Below are 19,718 nucleotides of genomic sequence, written 5' to 3'. Positions count from 1 at the left end.
CTCCAGGCAGGGGGTATCAGCTGAACGGGCCGGCAGCGACGAAGGCGCCACCCTGGTAGACCATGCTTGGGTCGTCGGCGGCGGGCGCCGGTTTGGCCTGAACTGCGGCGCGAAACACTTCCGAGGTGTCCTTGGGTTGGTAGCCCAGGTGCGCAGCATGGCGGTTGTCCCACCAGACGGTGCGGTTGTCTGAGGCGCCGTAGACCACGGTGTGGCCGACATCGGCGGTGAACAGGCCGCGCTCGATCAGCTGAGTGAGGTCGTCGTAGCTCAGCCAGGTGCTGAGCATGCGTAGGTTCTGTGGCTCGTCGAACGAGGAGCCGATGCGGATGCTGACGGTCTCGATGCCGTAGCGGTCGAAGTAGAAGCTGGCGACATCCTCGCCGTAGCACTTGGACAGGCCATAGTAGCTGTCGGGGCGGCGCAGGGCATGGGCGTCGATCGTCTGGTCCTGATGATAGAAGCCAATCACATGGTTGGAGCTGGCGAAGATGATGCGCTTGACCCCGTGCTTGCGTGCGGCTTCGTAGATGTGGAACACGCCGCAGATATTGGGGCCGAGGATGTCCTCGAAGGAATGCTCGGTGGACACGCCCCCGAAGTGGACGATAGCGTCGACGCCTTCGACCAGGGCATGGACCGCGGCCTTGTCGGCCAAGTCGCAAAGGACAACTTCTTCATGGGGGCCAGTGGCAGGGGCCATCGGCGCGATATCGGAAAGGCGCAGGACTTCGGCGAAGCCGGTGAGGCGTTGGCGAAGCACCTTGCCCAGGCCGCCTGCGGCTCCGGTGAGCAGCAGGCGCTTGAAGGGGGTGGTGGTCATGGCGGCTCTACTTGTAATTGTTGTAAGTTGTCGTATGACTAGGCCTGATTATCGGCAGCGCTTCCCGAGGTTGTCAATGCTGCTTTTGGGCGTTTTCATGGCCCTGTGGGAGCGGGCATGCCCGCGAACACCGGCAGAGCCGGTGCCATCCACCGCGTCGCCTGTTTCGCGGGCGCGCCCGCTCCCACAAGGGCCGCATTACAGCAACGACAGGGGATAGTTGAAGATCAACCGGTTCTCATCGAATTCGTTGTTGCTGTAGTCGCGCCGAATGCTCGAGTTGCGCCACTTCACGCTCAGGTCCTTGAACGGCCCGCTCTGGATCACATAGGCCAGCTCCGACTCGCGCACCCACTCCTTGCCGTCGGTCACCGCCCCGGTGTGCACGTCGCGGCCACTGATATAGCGGTTCATCAAGGTCAGCCCGGGCACCCCGAGCGTCACGAAGTTGAAGTCATGGCGCACCTGCCACGAGCGCTCTTCGGCATTGTCGAAGCTGGAGTTGTAGCTGTCGTTGGCTAAGGTCCCGCCGCTGGTGCCATTGACCCGCATCCAGGTATCGCCATCGACTTTCTGCAGCCCGATCCAGAAGGTGTTACCGCCGTAGCGGGCCGAGAACATCCCCGAATAGGTCTTGTTGTCCAGCTTGCCGGCACGTTCCGAGCCGTCCTCGCCGCCACGGAAGTAACCCAGGTTGGCGCCGAGGGTCCAGTCGCCCAGCGGCTGGCTGTGGCTCAGTTGCAGGTATTGCTGCGCGTAGACGTCCTTGAGCACCGCCTTCCATAGCCCGACCAGGGTGCGGTTCTGGTTGAACGTGTATTCGCCACCGACAAAGTTGAAGCGGTCCGATACGCCGCCGCCGTAGCTCATGTCTTCCATGCTCGCATCGTTGCGCGGGCTGTTGCCGCGGAACTGGCCGCCATACAGGGTCAGCCCGCCAATTTCGCTGGAGGTTACCTGGCCGCCGCGGAAGGTCTGCGGCAGTGAGCGACCATCGTCAGAGCGCAAAATCGGCAGCACCGGCATCCACTCGCCGATCTTCAGTTCGGTCTTGGAAATACGCGCTTTGCCTGCTACTGCCAGACGCCCGTAGTCATCCGCCGGCTTGCCGTCGTCATGGCGTGGCAGCAGCGCCGTGCCGTAGGTGCCGCCACCGCCATCGAGCTTGAGCGACCACAGCCCCAGCACATCCGCGCCAAACCCCACCGGCCCCTCGGTGAAGCCGGAACGGGCGTCGAGAATGAAGCTTTGGGTCCATTCTTCAGCTTTGCTCTGTGGGTTGCCGGGGTTGGTGAAGTTACGGTTGATGTAGAAGTTGCGCAGGCCCAACACGGCCTTGCTGTCTTCGACGAAGCCCTGGGCGAGGCTGATGCCCGGCATGCCGCCGAGCAGGCTGGCGCCGAGTAGCGCAAAGGGAAGGGGGATATGGCAGATTTTCGACATGGGGTGGGTCCGCTGTTGTTTTTGTTATGTGTTGTCGTACAACTGCGGCGTTTTTTATCAAGCGGGAAATGCACTGTCAACGTCGAAGATCGCAATGAATTAGCGCAGTCAAGTGAAACCTCGCCAGCGAGCGCTCTAGATCAAGGTTCAGATAAAGCCAAGGTCATACGATGACGTCGGGGAATATTGTTGCATTTGCGGCAACGGAGTCCCTTTGGCGCGACGGTTAGTCGCAGAATCATTTCGTAATACTATTCTTCGCTGCTGAAGGGCTAATCGATTCAGTCCAATGGAAACGGAGAATTCACCCATGAGCACAACCCGTGCTTCGCAACCCTCACGCTTGCTGCCCAGGCTGCTAGGCGTGCTCTTTCTGCTGATGGGCCTGGCCCTGGTAGCCGGCGGCATCAAGCTGATGGGCCTCGGCGGCTCGCTGTATTACCTCCTGGCCGGCATCGGCATCCTGATCACCGCTGGCCTGCTGCTGGCCGTGCGCCGCGAGGCGCTGAGCGTCTATGGCATCGTGCTGCTGCTGAGTACGTTGTGGTCAGTGATGGAGGTAGGTCTGGACTGGTGGCAACTGGTACCGCGCCTGGCGCTATGGTTCGTCCTTGGCCTGGTCCTGCTGTTGCCTTGGCTGCGCAGGCCGCTGACCCTTGGCCAGCCCTACCTCTTGGGCAATGGCGTGCTGGGCCTGGCCGTGGTTGTGGCGGGGCTGATGGCCCTGGCCAGCCAGTTCACCCATCCCGATACCGTCGTCGGCCGTCTCGACCGGGAAACCGCAGGCACCACCAGCGCGGCGCCGCAAATGCCCGACGGTGACTGGCAATCCTACGGCCGCACCGAGTTCGGTGATCGCTACTCGCCGCTCAAGCAGATTACCCCGGAGAACGTCGGCAAGCTCAAGCTGGCCTGGACCTACCGGACCGGTGATATTCCCGGCCCTAATGATCCGGGCGAGACCACTGCGGAGAACACCCCGCTAAAGGTCAACGGCAAGCTCTACGTGTGCACCCCGCACAGCCAGGTGATTGCCCTGGACCCGGATAGCGGCAAGGAAATCTGGCGTTTCGACCCCAAGCTCAGCACTCAGAACGCTGCCAACTTCAAGGGCTGGGCGCACATGACCTGCCGTGGCGTGGCCTACTTCGACACGGCCAAGTCCCAGGCGAGCACCGCTGCAGGCCAAGCCTGCGCCAAGCGTGTCTACGTGCCCACTGCCGACACCCGCCTTATTGCCTTGGATGCCGATACCGGCAAGCAGTGCGAGGGCTTTGGCGACAACGGCCAGATCGACCTGACCCGCAACATCGGTACCTTCGCCCCCGGTGGTTACTACTCCACCTCGCCACCCACCGTGGCCGGCGGCCTGCTGATCCTCGGCGGCCACGTCACCGACAACGTCTCCACCGATGAGCCGTCTGGGGTAGTCCGCGCCTATGACGCAGTCACCGGCAAGCTGGTGTGGAACTGGGACAGCGGCAACCCCGAAGCTACTACGCCGATCGCCGATGGCCAGTTCTACACCCGTAACTCACCGAACGTGTGGTCGGTGATCAGCGCCGATGAAAAACTCGGCTTGCTGTACCTGCCCATGGGCAACCAGATGCCTGACCAGTGGGGTGGCAACCGCACGCCCGAAGCCGAGAAGTTCAGTGCCGGCCTGGTGGCCCTGGACATTGCCACCGGCAAGGTGCGCTGGAACTACCAGTTCACCCATCATGACCTGTGGGACATGGACGTTGGCGGCCAGCCTAGCCTGATCGATATCAAGACTGCCGACGGCATGAAGCCTGCGGTGATGGCCTCGACCAAGCAAGGCAGCATCTACGTGCTCGACCGCAGCAATGGCCAGCCGCTGGTGCCTATCCACGAGACGCCGGTGCCGCAAGGTGCGGTAGAAGGCGATCACACCTCGCCGACCCAGCCGATGTCCGAACTCAACTTCATGCCGCCGACCCTGCACGAGCGCGACATGTGGGGCGTGACGCCGTTCGACCAGATGCTCTGCCGCATCGACTTCCGATCGCTGCGCTATGAAGGCATCTACACCCCGCCGTCGCTGCAGGGCTCGCTGGTTTATCCGGGCAACTTCGGGGTGTTCGACTGGGGTGGCATTTCGGTCGACCCGGTGCGCCAGATCGCCTTCGTCAACCCCAGCTACATGGCGTTCAAGTCACAGCTGGTGCCAGCGTCCAAGATCGCCGGGCAGCCGGCGCGCAAGAGCGAGACCGAAGGCATCCAGCCGAACAAGGGCGCACCTTATGGCGTGATCATGAGCGCCTTCCTGTCGCCGATGGGGCTGCCGTGCCAGGCACCGTCCTGGGGCTATGTGGCGGCCGTGGACCTGACCACGCACAAGGTGATCTGGAAGCACAAGAACGGCACTGTGCGGGACAGCTCGCCAGTACCGATCCCGCTGACCATGGGCGTACCGAGCCTGGGTGGTGCCTTCACCACCGCCAGCGGCCTGGCGTTCCTCAGCGGTACCCTCGACCAGTACCTGCGTGCCTATGACGTACGCGACGGCAAGGTGCTCTGGGAAGGGCGGTTGCCGGCAGGGGCGCAGACCACGCCGATGACCTATACCGGCAAGGACGGGCGCCAGTATGTGCTGGTGATGGCCGGCGGGCATGGCTCGCTGGGCACCAGGCAAGGGGACTATGTGATGGCGTTTGCCTTGCCTGAGTAACTGCCTTTTCCAGGTCGATTCGCGGGCACGCCCGCTCCCACAGGTACTGCATCGCCCTTGATGGCAAAGCAGATCCCTGTGGGAGCGGGCGTGCCTGCGAATGGCCTCACAAATTCTTGAATCAAGAAAATCCCTATATATGGGATTCAATTCTACATATTGGAATTTTCGTCCCTCCAGGTTTATAGTCGCGCTCACTCACTGCCAAAAAACAGAACAGGTGAAGCGATGCAGGCGCAATTGATCGCGCTCGACTGGGGAACGACCTCCCTTCGTGCTTACAAACTCGCCACCGACGGCCAGGTGCTGGACGTGCGCACGCTGCCCAGCGGCATCATGCAACTGCCCAAGGCTCCCCGCCTGATCAACGGCCAACCCTGTGCCGACGGTTTTGAACTGGCCTTCGACGACGCCTGCGGCGACTGGCTCGACGCCCAACCGGGCCTTCCGGTGATTGCCTGTGGCATGGTCGGCAGCGCCCAGGGTTGGCGCGAAGCGGCCTACCGCGACACGCCAGCCAACGTCGCCAGCCTCGGCGCGTCCCTGCAAACGGTGCGCAGCCAGTGCGGCGTCGATGTGCATATCGTGCCCGGCGTGATCCAGCGTTCGCGGCTGCCCAATGTCATGCGTGGTGAAGAGACTCAGGTGCTCGGCGCACTGCCCAGCGTGACCACGGATGACCTGCTGATTGGCCTGCCCGGCAGCCATTCGAAATGGGTACAGGTGGCCGACGGCTGCATCATGCAGTTCGACACCTTCATGACGGGCGAAGTGTTTGCCGTGCTCAGCGAGCACAGCATCCTCGGTCGTACTCAACAACGCGGCGCAGCGTTCGATGCACCGGCTTTCGACCACGGTGTGCAGGTATCGCTGTCCGCCGAAGGCGAGATCGGCCCGCTGTCCACCGTGTTCAGTGCCCGCAGCCTGGGCTTGACCGGTGAACTGAGCGCCAGCGCCCAGCCCGATTACCTCTCCGGCCTGCTGATCGGCCATGAACTCTCTGCCCTGGCCAAGGTGCAACGCGAGCGACGCAACAGCGTGCACTTGCCGGCGATCTTGCTGATCGGCAATGGCCCGCTCTGCATGCGCTACAGCCGTGCCCTGCAGGCGTGTGGCTTCAGCCACGTGAGCGTTGCCGAACAGGCCACCGAACGCGGCCTTTGGCAACTGGCGCTCGCGGCCGGCCTTACTCATTGATCCTGAAGGGAGCTCGACATGCTCGAACAAGCACTGGCACAGAACGGCCTGATCGCGATCCTGCGTGGCATACAGCCGCATGAAGCCGCGGCGATGGGTGAAGTCCTCTATGGCGCCGGTTTTCGCGTCATCGAAGTGCCGCTCAATTCCCCACAGCCCCTCGAGAGCATCCGCATCCTGCGCGACACGTTACCCGCCGATTGCCTGATCGGCGCAGGCACCGTGCTGACGCCGGCGCAGGTCGCGCAGGTGAAGGAGGCGGGCGGACAACTGATCGTCATGCCCCACAGCGACTCGCAGGTGCTACGGGCTGCCAAGGCGGCGGGCCTGTACCTGGCACCGGGTGTCGCCACGCCGACCGAGGCTTTCGCCGCCCTGGCCGAAGGTGCCGATGTACTCAAGCTGTTCCCGGCCGAGCAGATGGGCCCGGCGGTGGTGAAGGCCTGGCTGGCCGTGTTGCCCGCCGGCACCGTGCTGGCGCCGGTGGGCGGCATCACGCCAGGCAACCTGCAGCAGTTCTTTGACGCTGGCGCCAGAGGCTTCGGCCTAGGCTCCGGCTTGTACAAGCCGGGCATGACGCCTGAACAGGTCGCGGCCTCTGCCAAGGCTTACGTGACCGCTTGGCAGGCCCTGCACTGATCCATTCCTGCGCCGCATCCCAACAAGAGAGACAAGCAGATGAAAATTACCAAGCTGACCACCTTCATCGTTCCGCCACGCTGGTGCTTCCTCAAGGTCGAGACCGACCAGGGCGTCACCGGCTGGGGTGAACCTGTGGTCGAGGGGCGCGCCCATACGGTTGCCGCTGCCGTCGAAGAGCTTTCCGACTACCTCATCGGCAAAGACCCGCGGAACATCGAAGACATCTGGACCGTGCTCTACCGGGGCGGCTTCTACCGCGGTGGCGCCATCCACATGAGCGCCCTGGCCGGTATCGACCAGGCCCTCTGGGATATCAAAGGCAAAGCACTGGGCGTGTCGGTCAGCGACCTGCTCGGCGGCCAGGTGCGCGACAAGATCCGCGTGTATTCGTGGATCGGCGGCGACCGCCCAGCCGACACCGCCCGTGCAGCGAAGGAGGCCGTTGCCCGCGGCTTCACCGCGGTGAAGATGAACGGCACCGAAGAGTTGCAGTTTCTGGACACCTTCGACAAGGTCGACCAGGCCCTGGCCAACGTCGCCGCCGTGCGCGATGCGGTGGGCCCGAACGTCGGCATCGGCGTCGACTTCCATGGCCGCGTGCACAAGCCCATGGCCAAGGTGCTGATGAAGGAACTCGACCCGTACAAGCTGATGTTCATCGAAGAGCCAGTGCTCAGCGAAAACTACGAAGCGCTGAAAGAGCTGGCGCCGCTGACCAGCACGCCGATCGCCCTGGGCGAGCGGCTGTTCTCGCGCTGGGACTTCAAGCGCGTGCTCAGCGAAGGCTATGTCGACATCATCCAACCTGACGCCTCCCACGCGGGCGGGATCACCGAAACCCGCAAGATCGCCAACATGGCCGAGGCCTACGACGTCGCACTGGCGTTGCACTGCCCACTGGGCCCGATTGCCCTGGCGGCCTGCCTGCAACTCGACGCCGCCTGCTACAACGCCTTCATCCAGGAACAAAGCCTGGGCATCCATTACAACGAGAGCAACGACCTGCTCGACTACGTGCGCGACCCAGGTGTGTTCGACTACGAAAAAGGCATGGTGAAGATCCCCAACGGCCCGGGCCTGGGCATCGAGATCAACGAGGAATACGTGATCGAGCGCGCCGCCGTCGGCCACCGCTGGCGCAACCCGGTGTGGCGCCACGCCGACGGTAGTTTCGCCGAGTGGTGACACCGCTTCGGCAAACGCGTTGAAACGACCTCAATAACCATAACAAGAGGCACTTCTCATGCTCCCGCACACCCTCACCGGGCAGGCCACCCTGGTGGCGCCCAGCCGCAAGCGTTTTTTCATCATGGTGCTGCTGTTCATCACAGTGGTGATCAACTACCTGGACCGCAGCAACCTGTCGATCGCCGCGCCTGCCCTGACCAGCGAGCTCGGCATTGACCCGATCCATGTCGGCCTGGTTTTCTCGGCGTTCGGCTGGACCTACGCTGCCACGCAGATCCCTGGTGGTTGGCTGGTCGACCGGGTGCCGCCGCGTATTCTCTACAGCGTGGCGCTGGTGCTGTGGTCGTTGGCCACGGTGATGCTCGGTTTCGCTGCCAGCTTCATCGCGCTGTTCGTGCTGCGCATGGCGGTCGGCGCGTTGGAGGCGCCGGCCTACCCGATCAACAGCCGTGTGGTCACCACCTAGTTCCCCGAGCGCGAGCGGGCCACTGCCATCGGCTTCTACACCTCAGGGCAGTTTGTCGGCCTGGCGTTCCTGACCCCGGTGCTGGCCTGGCTGCAGCATGCGTTCGGCTGGCACATGGTGTTCGTTGCCACTGGTGCGGTCGGTATTCTCTGGGGCGTGATCTGGTACGCGGTGTATCGCGAGCCGCGTGATTTCAAGGGCGCCAACGAAGCCGAGATCGAACTGATCCGCGAGGGCGGTGGGCTGGTGGACATTCAGCACGAGCAGGCCAAGGCCAAGGCCAGTTTCAGCTGGGCCGACCTCGGCATCGTGTTGACCAAGCGCAAGCTGTGGGGCATCTACCTCGGCCAGTTCTGCCTGAACTCGACGCTGTGGTTTTTCCTCACCTAGTTCCCGACCTACCTGGTGAAGTACCGCGGCATGGACTTCATCAAGTCCGGCATGCTGGCATCGCTGCCGTTCCTCGCGGCTTTCGTCGGCGTGCTGTGCTCAGGCTTCTTCTCCGACTGGCTGATTCGCCGCGGGTCGAGCGTGGGCTTTGCCCGCAAGCTGCCGATCATCAGCGGCCTGCTGATCTCCACCGCGATCATCGGCGCCAACTTCGTCGACTCGACCCCGCTGGTGATCGCCTTCCTGGCCCTGGCGTTCTTCGGCAACGGCCTGGCCTCGATCACCTGGTCGCTGGTCTCGACCCTCGCCCCGGCGCGCCTGCTCGGGCTGACCGGCGGGGTGTTCAATTTCATCGGCAACCTGTCGGCGATCGTCACCCCGATCGTGATCGGCTTCCTCGCCAGCGGCGATTCGTTCGCCCCGGCGATCACCTACATCGCCGTTCTGGCCCTGTGCGGCGCGCTGTCGTACATCCTGCTGGTGGGCAAGGTCGAACGCATCGAGTTGTAGGCACGCCCTGCGGGCGAACATAATGTTGCCCGCCCACTCGCTCATCGATAAAGGCAGCACATGCTGGAAGACCCCGCAAAAACCGCCCCCACCGGCACCCAGACCCTGCTGCGCGGCCTGGCCGTGGTGCAGGCCGTGGCCGCCGGCGCGCGCGACCTCAAGGACATCGCCCAACACATCGGCACCACCCGCAGCACCACCCACCGGCTGGTCAGCTGCCTGGTGGACGAACGCTACCTGCGCGTGGTGCCTCAGGTTGGTTATCTGCTCGGCCCCAAGCTGATCGAACTGGGCTTTCAGGCCCGCGAAGAGCTGCCCCTGGTGACCCTGGCCGGTCCTTATCTGGATGAGCTGTCGGCGCTGACCGGCGACACCATCCACCTGGCGATCCGCGAAGGCGACGAGGTGCTGTACTTGCACAAGACCCCGGGGCGCAACGGCCCGGAGATGCGCTCGCGGGTCGGCCACCGCATGCCGCTTGCCCGCACCGGCATCGGCAAGGCGCTGATGCTCGACGACACCCCGGCCGAATGGCAGCGCCTGTATGAAACCAGCCTGCCGACGGGTGGCAAGAGCGCGTTCTGGCCGCACCACAGCGAGCAGACCTGGGCGCAGTTCGAGCAGCGCATGGTCGAGTATGTGGAGGGCGGGTATGCCTTCGACCTGGAGGACAACGAACCGTCGATCCGCTGCGTGGCGGCGCCGGTGCGCGATGCCAGCCGCCGGATCGTGGCGGGGATCAGTGTGGCGAGTACGGTGCCGTACATGCCTGAGCAAAAGATGCGTGAGCTGGTGCCGGTCATGAAGGATGTGACGGCTAGGCTGTCCGCCGAGCTCGGCCTGAAGCAACGCGTGTAGGAAGATTCCCCGTACGGTCGTGGTTTGGCGACTTCAGAATAGAACCAATGGCATCCTTCTGGTCACCGTGCTCTCGCGCAACCAGGCGCTCGCCCCAGCCATCAGGGGCCGCATCCCACCTGCCCATCACGCAGCACCGTCACCACCTCGTGGGTCAGCCACCAGCCGTAGTTTGTAGGACACTTCCTGTTCTGATTTCGTAGGCAATAAAAAAGGCTGCCGTTCGGCAGCCTTCTCGATATTCAGCCCGGACGATCAGTCCCAGCTCAGCGCCCCACCAGTCTGATACTCGATCACGCGAGTCTCAAAGAAGTTCTTCTCCTTCTTCAAGTCCATGATCTCGCTCATCCATGGGAACGGGTTGGTAGTCCCCGGGTACTCTTCCTTCAGGCCAATCTGGGTCAGGCGACGGTTGGCGATGAACTTGAGGTAGTCCTCCATCATCGCCGCGTTCATGCCCAGCACGCCGCGTGGCATGGTGTCACGGGCGTATTCGATTTCCAGCTGGGTCCCTTGCAGGATCATCTGGGTCGCTTCTTCCTTCATCGCCGCGTCCCACAGGTGTGGGTTCTCGATCTTGATCTGGTTGATCACGTCGATACCGAAGTTCAGGTGCATCGACTCGTCACGCAGGATGTACTGGAACTGCTCGGCAACACCGGTCATCTTGTTGCGGCGGCCCATCGACAGGATCTGGGTGAAGCCGCAGTAGAAGAAGATGCCTTCCAGTACGCAGTAGTAGGCGATCAGGTTGCGCAGCAGCTCTTTGTCGGTTTCGACGGTACCGGTGTTGAATTCCGGGTCGGAGATGGCGCGGGTGTACTTCAGGCCCCAGGCGGCTTTCTTCGCGACCGACGGGATCTCGTGGTACATGTTGAAGATCTCGCCTTCATCCATGCCCAGCGATTCGATGCAGTACTGGTAGGCATGGGTGTGGATCGCCTCTTCGAAGGCCTGGCGCAGGATGTACTGGCGGCACTCCGGGTTGGTGATCAGGCGGTACACGGCCAGGGCCAGGTTGTTGGCAACCAGGGAGTCGGCGGTGGAGAAGAAGCCGAGGTTGCGCATGACGATGCGGCGCTCGTCTTCGGTCAGGCCGTCCATGCTCTTCCACAGGGCGATGTCGGCGGTCATGTTGACCTCCTGCGGCATCCAGTGGTTGGCGCAGCCGTCGAGGTACTTCTGCCAGGCCCAGTCATACTTGAACGGTACCAGCTGGTTGAGGTCGGCGCGGCAGTTGATCATACGTTTTTCGTCAACGGCGACGCGGGCCGAGGAGCCTTCCAGCTCGGCCAGGCCTTCGGCGATGTCGAGGGCGTCGAGGGCGGCCTTGGCACGCTTCACGGCGTCGGAGTCCGAGGCGGTGGCGGCACGGGCTTCCAGGGCGGCGGCACCGCCGGCGCTGTCGAGCTTGTCGAGGGTGGCGGCGGCAGTGGCCTGCGCAGGGGTGTTGCCTTTGGCGGCTACTTCGCCGTCTTCCTTGTCGAATTCGTCCCAGCTCAGCATGGTGATTGGCTCCTGCTTGAGGGTTGCCCTGGGGCAACCGGTTGGATTTTAAGAATGTGATGCCTGACGCAAGGCCGTTACGGCGAATGGACAGCTCGAGAGGCTGACTCTCGTTACATCGGGTTCGTGCCTGGCCAGGCCTTGGGGAGGGGCCAGGGACGTGAATGGGTGCCCTTTTCAGAGGGGGCGCAGTATAACGGAATTCGCTTTCGATCGGGGCGCGTGTCTTGCGGGCGAGGGTAAATTTTCGACCGGTTTTGTGCGCGTCCGTTCAGGGAATCTCGTGTCGTCTTTTCCGGGGAAGGAGTTTAGCCGCAAACGGCGCGAGGCACTACATGTTGTGGGTTTTTATTTTTACATCACAAGATGATGGGTTGCAGAAACCCTTGTGGGAGCGGCCTTGTGTCGCGAAAGGGCCGCGCAGCGGCCCCGGCAATCTCGCACTGGAGCAGAGATCCCGGGGCCGCTGCGCAGCCCTTTCGCGACACAAGGCCGCTCCCACAAGGACAGCATTCCTGTGGGCCATTCTGCGGATACAAAAATGCCGCGAGGGGCACCCATGGGGCACCCCGCGCGGCATCAGGCCTTACTGGCAGGCTTCGCAGTCAGGCTCGTCGATCGCGCAGGCCTTCGGCACTGGCGCTGGGCCGGCGGCCTGGACCGGGGCGCTGTCGCCGCCGCTGGAAACGGCGTTGAGCTTGCCGGTGTTGATGGTCGACTTCTCGGTGCTGGTCGCGGCCAGGGCACGGAGGTAGTAAGTGGTCTTCAGACCACGGTACCAGGCCATGCGGTAGGTCACGTCCAGTTTCTTGCCCGAGGCGCCGGCGATGTACAGGTTCAGCGACTGGGCCTGGTCGATCCACTTCTGGCGACGGGAGGCGGCGTCGACGATCCACTTGGTCTCGACTTCGAACGCGGTGGCGTACAAGTCCTTCAGCTCTTGCGGGATACGCTCGATCTGCTGCACCGAACCGTCGTAGTACTTCAGGTCGTTGATCATCACCGAGTCCCACAGACCGCGGGCCTTCAGATCGCGGACCAGGTACGGGTTGATCACGGTGAATTCGCCCGACAGGTTCGATTTCACGTACAGGTTCTGGTAGGTCGGCTCGATCGACTGCGACACGCCGGTGATGTTGGCGATGGTCGCGGTTGGCGCGATGGCCATGATGTTCGAGTTACGAATGCCTTTCTGCACGCGGGCACGGACCGGCGCCCAGTCCAGCGACTCTTCCAGGTTGACGTCGATGTACTTCTGGCCACGGGCTTCGATCAGGATCTGTTGCGAATCCAGCGGCAGGATGCCCTTGGACCACAGCGAACCCTGGAACGTCTCGTAGGCGCCACGTTCGTCGGCCAGGTCGCAGGAAGCCTGGATCGCATAGTAGCTGACCGCTTCCATCGACTTGTCGGCGAACTCGACGGCAGCGTCGGAGCCGTACGGGATGTGCTGCAGGTACAGCGCGTCCTGGAAGCCCATGATGCCGAGGCCGACCGGGCGGTGCTTGAAGTTCGAGTTACGCGCTTGCGGCACCGAGTAGTAGTTGATGTCGATCACGTTGTCGAGCATGCGCACGGCGGTGTTCACGGTGCGTTGCAGCTTGGCGGTGTCCAGCTTGCCGTCGACGATGTGGTTCGGCAGGTTGATCGAGCCCAGGTTGCAGACCGCGATCTCGTCCTTGTTGGTGTTCAGGGTGATCTCGGTGCACAGGTTCGAGCTGTGGACCACGCCCACGTGCTGCTGCGGCGAACGCAGGTTGCACGGGTCCTTGAAGGTCAGCCACGGGTGGCCGGTCTCGAACAGCATCGACAGCATCTTGCGCCACAGGTCTTTGGCCTGGATGGTCTTGAACACCTTGATCTTGTTGTACTCGGTCAGGGCTTCGTAGTACTCGTAGCGCTCTTCGAAGGCCTTGCCGGTCAGGTCGTGCAGATCAGGCACTTCCGATGGCGAGAACAGGGTCCACTTGCCGTCATCGAAGACGCGCTTCATGAACAGGTCAGGGATCCAGTTGGCGGTGTTCATGTCGTGGGTACGACGGCGGTCATCACCGGTGTTCTTGCGCAGCTCGATGAATTCTTCGATATCGAGGTGCCAGGTTTCCAGGTAGGCACACACGGCGCCTTTGCGCTTGCCACCCTGGTTCACGGCGACGGCGGTGTCGTTGACCACTTTCAGGAACGGCACGACGCCCTGGGATTTGCCGTTGGTGCCCTTGATGTAGGAGCCCAGTGCACGCACAGGGGTCCAGTCGTTGCCCAGGCCACCGGCGAATTTCGACAGCATGGCGTTGTCATGGATCGCGTGGTAGATGCCCGACAGGTCGTCCGGCACGGTGGTCAGGTAGCAGCTCGACAGCTGTGGACGCAGGGTACCGGCGTTGAACAGGGTCGGGGTCGACGCCATGTAGTCGAACGACGAGAGCAGGTTGTAGAACTCGATCGCACGGGCTTCTTTGTCTTTCTCTTCCAGCGCCAGGCCCATGGCCACACGCATGAAGAACACCTGAGGCAGCTCGAAGCGCACGCCATCCTTGTGGATGAAGTAACGGTCGTACAGGGTCTGCAGGCCCAGGTAAGTGAACTGCTGGTCGCGCTCGTGGTTGATCGCCTTGCCCAGTTTTTCCAGGTCGAAGTCGGCCAGTGCCGGGTTCAGCAGCTCGAACTCGATACCTTTGGCGACATAGGCCGGCAGGGCCTTGGCGTACAGGTCGGCCATCTCGTGGTGGGTGGCGCTGTCGGCAACGTTGAGGAAGCCCAGGCCTTCGGCGCGCAGGGTGTCCATCAGCAGGCGGGCGGTGACGAACGAGTAGTTCGGCTCACGCTCGACCAGGGTACGGGCGGTCATCACCAGGGCGGTGTTGACGTCCTTGATGGCTACGCCGTCGTACAGGTTCTTCAGGGTTTCGCGCTGGATCAGGTCGCCATCGACTTCGGCCAGGCCTTCGCAGGCTTCGCTGATGATGGTGTTCAGGCGCGCCATGTCCAGCGGCGCCAGGCTGCCGTCGGCCAGGGTGATGCGGATGCTTGGGTGCGGCTCGACCACAGCGTCGGTGTGGGCGCGGGTGGCACGCTCCTTGGCGCGCTGGTCGCGGTAGATCACGTAGTCACGGGCGACTTTCTGCTCGCCGGCACGCATCAGGGCCAGTTCGACCTGATCCTGGATTTCTTCGATGTGGATGGTGCCACCCGATGGCATGCGACGCTTGAACGTGGCAGTGACCTGCTCGGTCAGGCGCGCGACGGTGTCGTGGATGCGCGACGAGGCAGCGGCGGTGCCGCCTTCAACTGCGAGGAACGCCTTGGTGATGGCCACGGTGATCTTGTCGTCGGTGTAGGGGACGACAGTGCCGTTGCGCTTGATCACGCGCAGTTGGCCCGGAGCGGTGGCGGCCAGATCCTGGTTGGAATCGGCGGCCTGCGGCGCCAAAGCCTGCGGGTTCTCGCGAGTTGTGTCGGTTTGCATGGGTGGGTGTCTCCACAGTTTCTATAGTGTTCAGGCGCCTTTTGGGCGCCCACCGTTCCGTCCACTTGCTCGATGGCCTTGGCGAGGATGCGTCATGCACGCGCATCCACCCGCTCGGGCGTACCGACTTCGGGACAGATCAGGAATAAGGGGCAATAACCTGCCGCTCCCTGGCCGAAGTCAAATGCTCAACGGGATGACCCCGAAGGCTGTTGCTCTCAATGCTTCCGCTGGAGCGGTTTGGCTGATGAAACCACGTAAAGTTCTGCCAGAAATATCGCTTGAATTTCTGCGCTGACTGGTGTTGGTGACGAAAGGTCAACCCCAACATCTAGTGGTTCGTTGCGATAGGGATACAAGATAATGCGGTCTTGGGGGCTTTGCAAGGCAATCGCCTGTGGATAAGTTGTGCGTACTTTGTGAGTGAATAGTGGGTATTCCCTGTAGGCCTTGTGCCAAGAGGTTTGCACTATTTTTCACAGGGCTGCTGCCCGCAGCCACAATTTTTCGGGCGCGCACCCTACCACAAAAAACGGTTCAGTCGAGGCTACCGGCGGGCAGGTTGGCAGTACTGGCGGGCGGCACGTAGTATCCGGGGGTGATGTTGCCTTTTGGTTAAAGGCCGGTACCGACAGAAAAACAATAATCCAAAGGCAGGGGCCATGGACCAACCCAGCAATCGCATCCTCATCGTCGAAGACGACCAGCGCCTGGCCGAACTCACCGCCGAATACCTGCAGGCCAACGGTTACGAGGTTGCCGTCGAGGGCGATGGCGCCCGCGCCGCGCGCCGCATCGTCGACAGCCAACCAGACCTGGTGATCCTCGACCTGATGCTGCCCGGCGAAGACGGGCTGAGCATCTGCCGTCGCGTACGTGGCCAGTACCCCGGCCCGATCCTGATGCTGACGGCCCGCAGCGACGAACTCGATCAGGTCCAGGGGCTGGATCTGGGGGCTGACGACTACGTGTGCAAGCCGGTGCGTCCGCGTTTGCTGCTGGCACGGATCCAGGCCCTGCTGCGGCGCAGTGAAAGCCCAGAGTCCAAGCGCCATGACCTGGCTTTCGGTGCGCTGCGCATCGACAATCGCCTGCGCGAGGCCTGGCTCGGCGCGCAGCAGATCGACCTCACCGGCGCTGAATTCGACCTGCTATGGCTGTTGGCCAGCAACGCCGGGCGGGTGCTGTCGCGTGAACAGATCTTCACCGCCTTGCGCGGGGTCGGCTACGACGGCCAGGACCGTTCCATCGACGTGCGCATTTCCAGGATTCGCCCCAAGATCGGCGACGACCCGATCCACCCGCGGCTGATCAAGACGCTGCGCAGCAAGGGCTACCTGTTCGTCGGCGATGCCCCATGAACCGCTCGATTTTCCTGCGCATCTACGGCGGCATGCTCGCGGTGCTGGTGCTGGTGGCGCTGCTCGGCGCGCTCAGCCTGCACTGGGTCAACGAAGTGCGCGCGGCCCAGCACCGCGAACGCCTGGCCCAGGGCACGTTCAGCCTGATGGCCGACAACCTGGCGCAGCAGAACGACACCGAGCGCAAGCGCTCGCTGTTGATGTGGGAGCGCTTGCTGGGCGTGCCGCTGGCGCTGCAGCCGATGTCGGCGCGGACCCTCGATGGCGGCCAGCGCGCTCGCCTGAACCGTGGCCTGGTGATGGTGGAAAAGACCGGGCCACACGCCGCCCAGGTACTGCGCAAGGTCGGCCAGGAGGACCTGATGCTGGTGGCTCAGGTCAAGCAGGTCAGCGAGCAGCTGGCGCGTGCCACGCTTTATCTGCTGGCCGATGAGCTGGTGCGCTATCCGGTGACCGAGCAGCAGCAGCGCCTGGCGGACATCACCCAGAGCAAGGGCTTCGGCTTCGGCGTCGCCCTGCAGCGCATCGAGCGGGTCGGCCTGGACGACGACCAGCGGCGCCGGGTGGAGGAGGGGGATACGGTGATGGCGCTGGGGCGCGATGGTGACTCCATCCGTGTGTTCGCCGGGCTGCCAGGTTCGCCGCTGGTGCTGGAGATCGGTCCGCTCTATCAACTCAACCCTTATCCGCCGCAGTTGCTGATCCTGATTGCCTTTCTTGGCCTTTGCCTCATCGGCCTGGTGGTGTACCTGCTGGTGCGCCAGCTGGAGCGGCGCGTGTCAGGCATGGAAATCGCCGCCACGCGTATCGCCCAAGGCAGCCTGGACACCCGCGTGCCGGCCGGTGATGCCGATTCGGTGGGGCGCCTGGCTGCGGCATTCAATGGCATGGCCGAGCACCTGCAACGTTCGCTGAACATGCAGCGCGAACTGGTGCGTGCGGTGTCGCATGAACTGCGCACCCCGGTGGCACGCCTGCGCTTTGGCCTGGAGATGATCGAAAGTGCGCCCACCGAGCAGGCCCGCGCCAAGCACCTGGCCGGCATGGATGGTGATATCCAGGACCTGGACCAGCTGGTCGACGAAATGCTCACCTATGCGCGGCTGGAGCAGGGCGCCCCGGCGCTGAAGTTCCAGCGGGTCGAACTGGATGCCTTGCTCGATCGGGTGATTGAAGAACTGGCGCCGCTCAACAGCAAGGTCCGTTTGCTGCGCGGGGCCTGCCAGGCCAGCGACAGCTGCTGGGTCGAGGCCGAACCGCGCTACCTGCATCGTGCGCTGCAGAATCTGGTGAGCAATGCCTTGCGCCACGCCAGCAGTGAAGTGCGCCTGAGCTACCAGTTGGGCCAGCAGCGTTGCCGCATCGATGTCGAAGACGATGGCCCGGGGATCCCCGAGGGTGTATGGGATCGCATCTTCACCCCCTTCACCCGGCTCGATGACAGTCGCACCCGCGCTTCCGGCGGGCATGGCCTGGGCCTGTCGATCGTACGGCGGATCATCTACTGGCACGCCGGCCGGGCCACGGTGGGGCGCAGCGAGGCGCTGGGCGGGGCCTGCTTCAGCCTCAGCTGGCCGCGTGAACAGGCTCCGCAGTAAGGCTCAGACGCTGATCAGGCTGAGCAGGTGGCCGTCCTGCAAGCAGAACTGGCCTTCGACTTCGGCGCCGTGTCGCCACTGCGGCGACAGGTCAGTAAGCAGCCGTAAACGCGCCAGGCCATCGGCGGACCACGCCAGCACTTCGGCATGTTCGAAATAGAAGCGCTGCCGGGTCAGCGGGTAGAGGGCCTTGAACAGGCTTTCCTTGAGCGAGAAGGTCAGGGTGACCGTGAGGCCCAGCTGGCCAGGAGCCAGCCGTTCGCGTTCGGCGGGCGTCAGGATCTCGCCCATGAGCCGCTCGGCGCGCTGGTCATCCAGCAGCGCTTCCTGGTCCAGGCCCAGGCCACGGCAGGCGCCCTCGGCAGCGACCACCGCAGCGGCCCAGCCTTTGCCATGGGTGATCGATCCGTGGATACCCGTGGGCCAGATCGGCGAGCGGTCCTCATGGGTGCCGGGCACGTAGTCGCGGCCATCCAGGCGCTGCAGTGCAGCGCGCGCGCAAACGCGGCCGGCCAGGTACTCGGCCTGGCGCTTGGCCACCGAACGCTGCAGGCTGGGACTGGGCACGATGCCGACGCGCTGGAAGTCATCGGCGGCAAGGTGGGCCGGGTCGAAGGCACAGCTGACCAGCACTGCGCCGGGCAGTGGGCGGGGCAGGGGCCAGTGGTGCTGGAGCGGGGCGCAGCAGGCAGGGAGTGTGTTCATGGCGGGTATTGTGCCAGCCGCGAGGCTTGCGTGGGAGCTGGGGCCGCACGGCGGCCCCAGCGAGCTTTACTTGAACACTTGCTTGAAGAACGCCTGCATGTCGGCCCAGGACCGCTTGTCTGCCGCCTCGTTGTAGCCGATGTCAGGCCCGCCATGATCGCCATGGCTCAGGCGGTCTGCATCCGGGTTGGTGAACCCATGCTTGGCCCCCGGGATGCTGACGAACTGGTAGTTGACCTTCGCCGCGTCCATCTCCTTCTTGAAGGCATCCACCTGCTGCGGGGTGACCATGCTGTCAGCCTCCCCGTGCTCGACCAGCAGGTAGGCGCGTACCACACCAGGCTGGGTGACCGGTGTCTGGGTGGCCAGTGCACCATGGAAGCTCACCACGCCATCCAGTCGTGCGCCCCGGCGCGCGGCATCCAGCACCACCTTGCCACCGAAGCAGTAACCGACCGCGCCGAGCTTGTGTCTGTCGGTATAGGGCTGTTTCTTCAGCAGGTCCAAGCCGGCGTCAAAGCGCTTGGCCGATGCCGACGGGTCCTTCATCGCCTCGGCCATGAACGCCTGGGCGTCCTGCGGGTGCTCGGTGTGCTTGCCTTCGCCATACATATCGATGGCCAACGCGCTGTAGCCCAGCGCGGCGAGCTCGCGAGCACGGCGTTTGGCGTAGTCGTTCAGCCCCCACCACTCGTGCACCACCAGCACGCCCGGGCGTTCGCCCTTGACGGCGTCGTCGTAAGCGTAGTAGCCGATCAGCGCAGTGCCGTCGGCGTCCTGGTAACGAATCTCGCGGGTCTGCACCGCCGCTTGGGCGAGGGCGGTGCTGCACATCAGAATCAGGGCCAGCAGGGCGCGCATGTTGACTACTCC

The 19,718-nt window shown here is 63.6% G+C and carries 13 protein-coding genes and 1 pseudogene; 8 read left to right on the top strand and 6 right to left on the bottom strand.

Translation table 11 applies throughout. The features are described from left to right. Nucleotides 1–16 precede the first annotated feature (16 nt). Both APH33_RS13275 and APH33_RS13270 read right to left on the bottom strand, forming a co-directional pair. A complete protein-coding gene (locus APH33_RS13275) occupies nt 17–823 on the bottom strand; it encodes an NAD(P)-dependent oxidoreductase (protein WP_054885591.1) in 807 nt (268 codons plus the stop codon). A 198-nt stretch (nt 824–1,021) separates the two neighbouring features. Beyond that, nucleotides 1,022–2,266 carry an OprD family porin gene (locus APH33_RS13270; protein ID WP_054885590.1) on the bottom strand — a complete coding sequence of 415 codons (1,245 nt, stop codon included), beginning with the start codon at nt 2,264–2,266 and terminating at the stop codon, nt 1,022–1,024. Between the two features lie 310 nt (nt 2,267–2,576). Between APH33_RS13270 and APH33_RS13265 the strand changes: the two genes are divergently transcribed. The 6 genes and pseudogenes from APH33_RS13265 (at nt 2,577) to APH33_RS13240 (ending at nt 10,209) form a co-directional block, all read left to right on the top strand. Continuing rightward, entirely contained in the window at nt 2,577–4,958 is a 2,382-nt protein-coding gene (locus APH33_RS13265; RefSeq protein WP_054885589.1) for a glucose/quinate/shikimate family membrane-bound PQQ-dependent dehydrogenase, read from the top strand. A 228-nt stretch (nt 4,959–5,186) separates the two neighbouring features. Further along, on the top strand, nt 5,187–6,155 hold the full coding sequence (locus tag APH33_RS13260; RefSeq protein WP_054885588.1) for a 2-dehydro-3-deoxygalactonokinase: 969 nt from the start codon (nt 5,187–5,189) through the stop codon (nt 6,153–6,155). A gap of 18 nt (nt 6,156–6,173) precedes the next feature. Further along, nucleotides 6,174–6,794 carry a 2-dehydro-3-deoxy-6-phosphogalactonate aldolase gene (locus tag APH33_RS13255; protein WP_054885587.1) on the top strand — a complete coding sequence of 207 codons (621 nt, stop codon included), beginning with the start codon at nt 6,174–6,176 and terminating at the stop codon, nt 6,792–6,794. A 39-nt stretch (nt 6,795–6,833) separates the two neighbouring features. Continuing rightward, complete coding sequence (gene dgoD, locus APH33_RS13250; RefSeq protein ID WP_054885586.1) at nt 6,834–7,982, top strand: galactonate dehydratase; 1,149 nt, start codon at nt 6,834–6,836, stop codon at nt 7,980–7,982. Between the two features lie 58 nt (nt 7,983–8,040). After that, a pseudogene (locus tag APH33_RS13245) lies at nt 8,041–9,351 on the top strand (MFS transporter). Between the two features lie 60 nt (nt 9,352–9,411). Then, complete coding sequence (locus APH33_RS13240) at nt 9,412–10,209, top strand: IclR family transcriptional regulator (protein WP_054885585.1); 798 nt, start codon at nt 9,412–9,414, stop codon at nt 10,207–10,209. 255 nt (nt 10,210–10,464) lie between these two features. On the opposite strand, the gene APH33_RS13235 is transcribed toward APH33_RS13240, so the two are convergent. Beyond that, complete coding sequence (locus APH33_RS13235) at nt 10,465–11,715, bottom strand: ribonucleotide-diphosphate reductase subunit beta (protein ID WP_054885584.1); 1,251 nt, start codon at nt 11,713–11,715, stop codon at nt 10,465–10,467. A 586-nt stretch (nt 11,716–12,301) separates the two neighbouring features. Continuing rightward, nucleotides 12,302–15,181, bottom strand: a complete 2,880-nt coding sequence (locus tag APH33_RS13230) for a ribonucleoside-diphosphate reductase subunit alpha (protein WP_054885583.1) — start codon at nt 15,179–15,181, stop codon at nt 12,302–12,304. 662 nt (nt 15,182–15,843) lie between these two features. On the opposite strand from APH33_RS13230, the gene APH33_RS13225 reads away from it, so the two are divergent. Together APH33_RS13225 and APH33_RS13220 are read left to right on the top strand one after the other, a co-directional pair. Further along, nucleotides 15,844–16,542, top strand: coding sequence for a response regulator transcription factor (locus APH33_RS13225; RefSeq protein WP_054885582.1), 699 nt, complete (start codon nt 15,844–15,846; stop codon nt 16,540–16,542). After that, nucleotides 16,539–18,140 carry an ATP-binding protein gene (locus APH33_RS13220; RefSeq protein WP_054885581.1) on the top strand — a complete coding sequence of 534 codons (1,602 nt, stop codon included), beginning with the start codon at nt 16,539–16,541 and terminating at the stop codon, nt 18,138–18,140. The genes APH33_RS13225 and APH33_RS13220 overlap by 4 nt, the downstream gene beginning before the upstream one ends. 3 nt (nt 18,141–18,143) lie before the next feature. Here APH33_RS13220 and APH33_RS13215 read toward each other — a convergent pair whose 3' ends face one another. Together APH33_RS13215 and APH33_RS13210 are read right to left on the bottom strand one after the other, a co-directional pair. After that, nucleotides 18,144–18,845, bottom strand: coding sequence for a 4'-phosphopantetheinyl transferase (locus APH33_RS13215; RefSeq protein WP_054885580.1), 702 nt, complete (start codon nt 18,843–18,845; stop codon nt 18,144–18,146). 66 nt (nt 18,846–18,911) lie between these two features. Beyond that, nucleotides 18,912–19,706: a dienelactone hydrolase family protein gene (locus tag APH33_RS13210; protein ID WP_054885579.1), complete on the bottom strand. Its 795-nt coding sequence runs from the start codon at nt 19,704–19,706 to the stop codon at nt 18,912–18,914. Between the last annotated feature and the right edge of the window lie 12 nt (nt 19,707–19,718).

This window comes from Pseudomonas sp. NBRC 111130, assembly GCF_001320485.1.
Taxonomy (GTDB): domain Bacteria; phylum Pseudomonadota; class Gammaproteobacteria; order Pseudomonadales; family Pseudomonadaceae; genus Aquipseudomonas; species Aquipseudomonas vlassakiae.
This window is presented reverse-complemented; position numbering and strand designations above follow the sequence as displayed.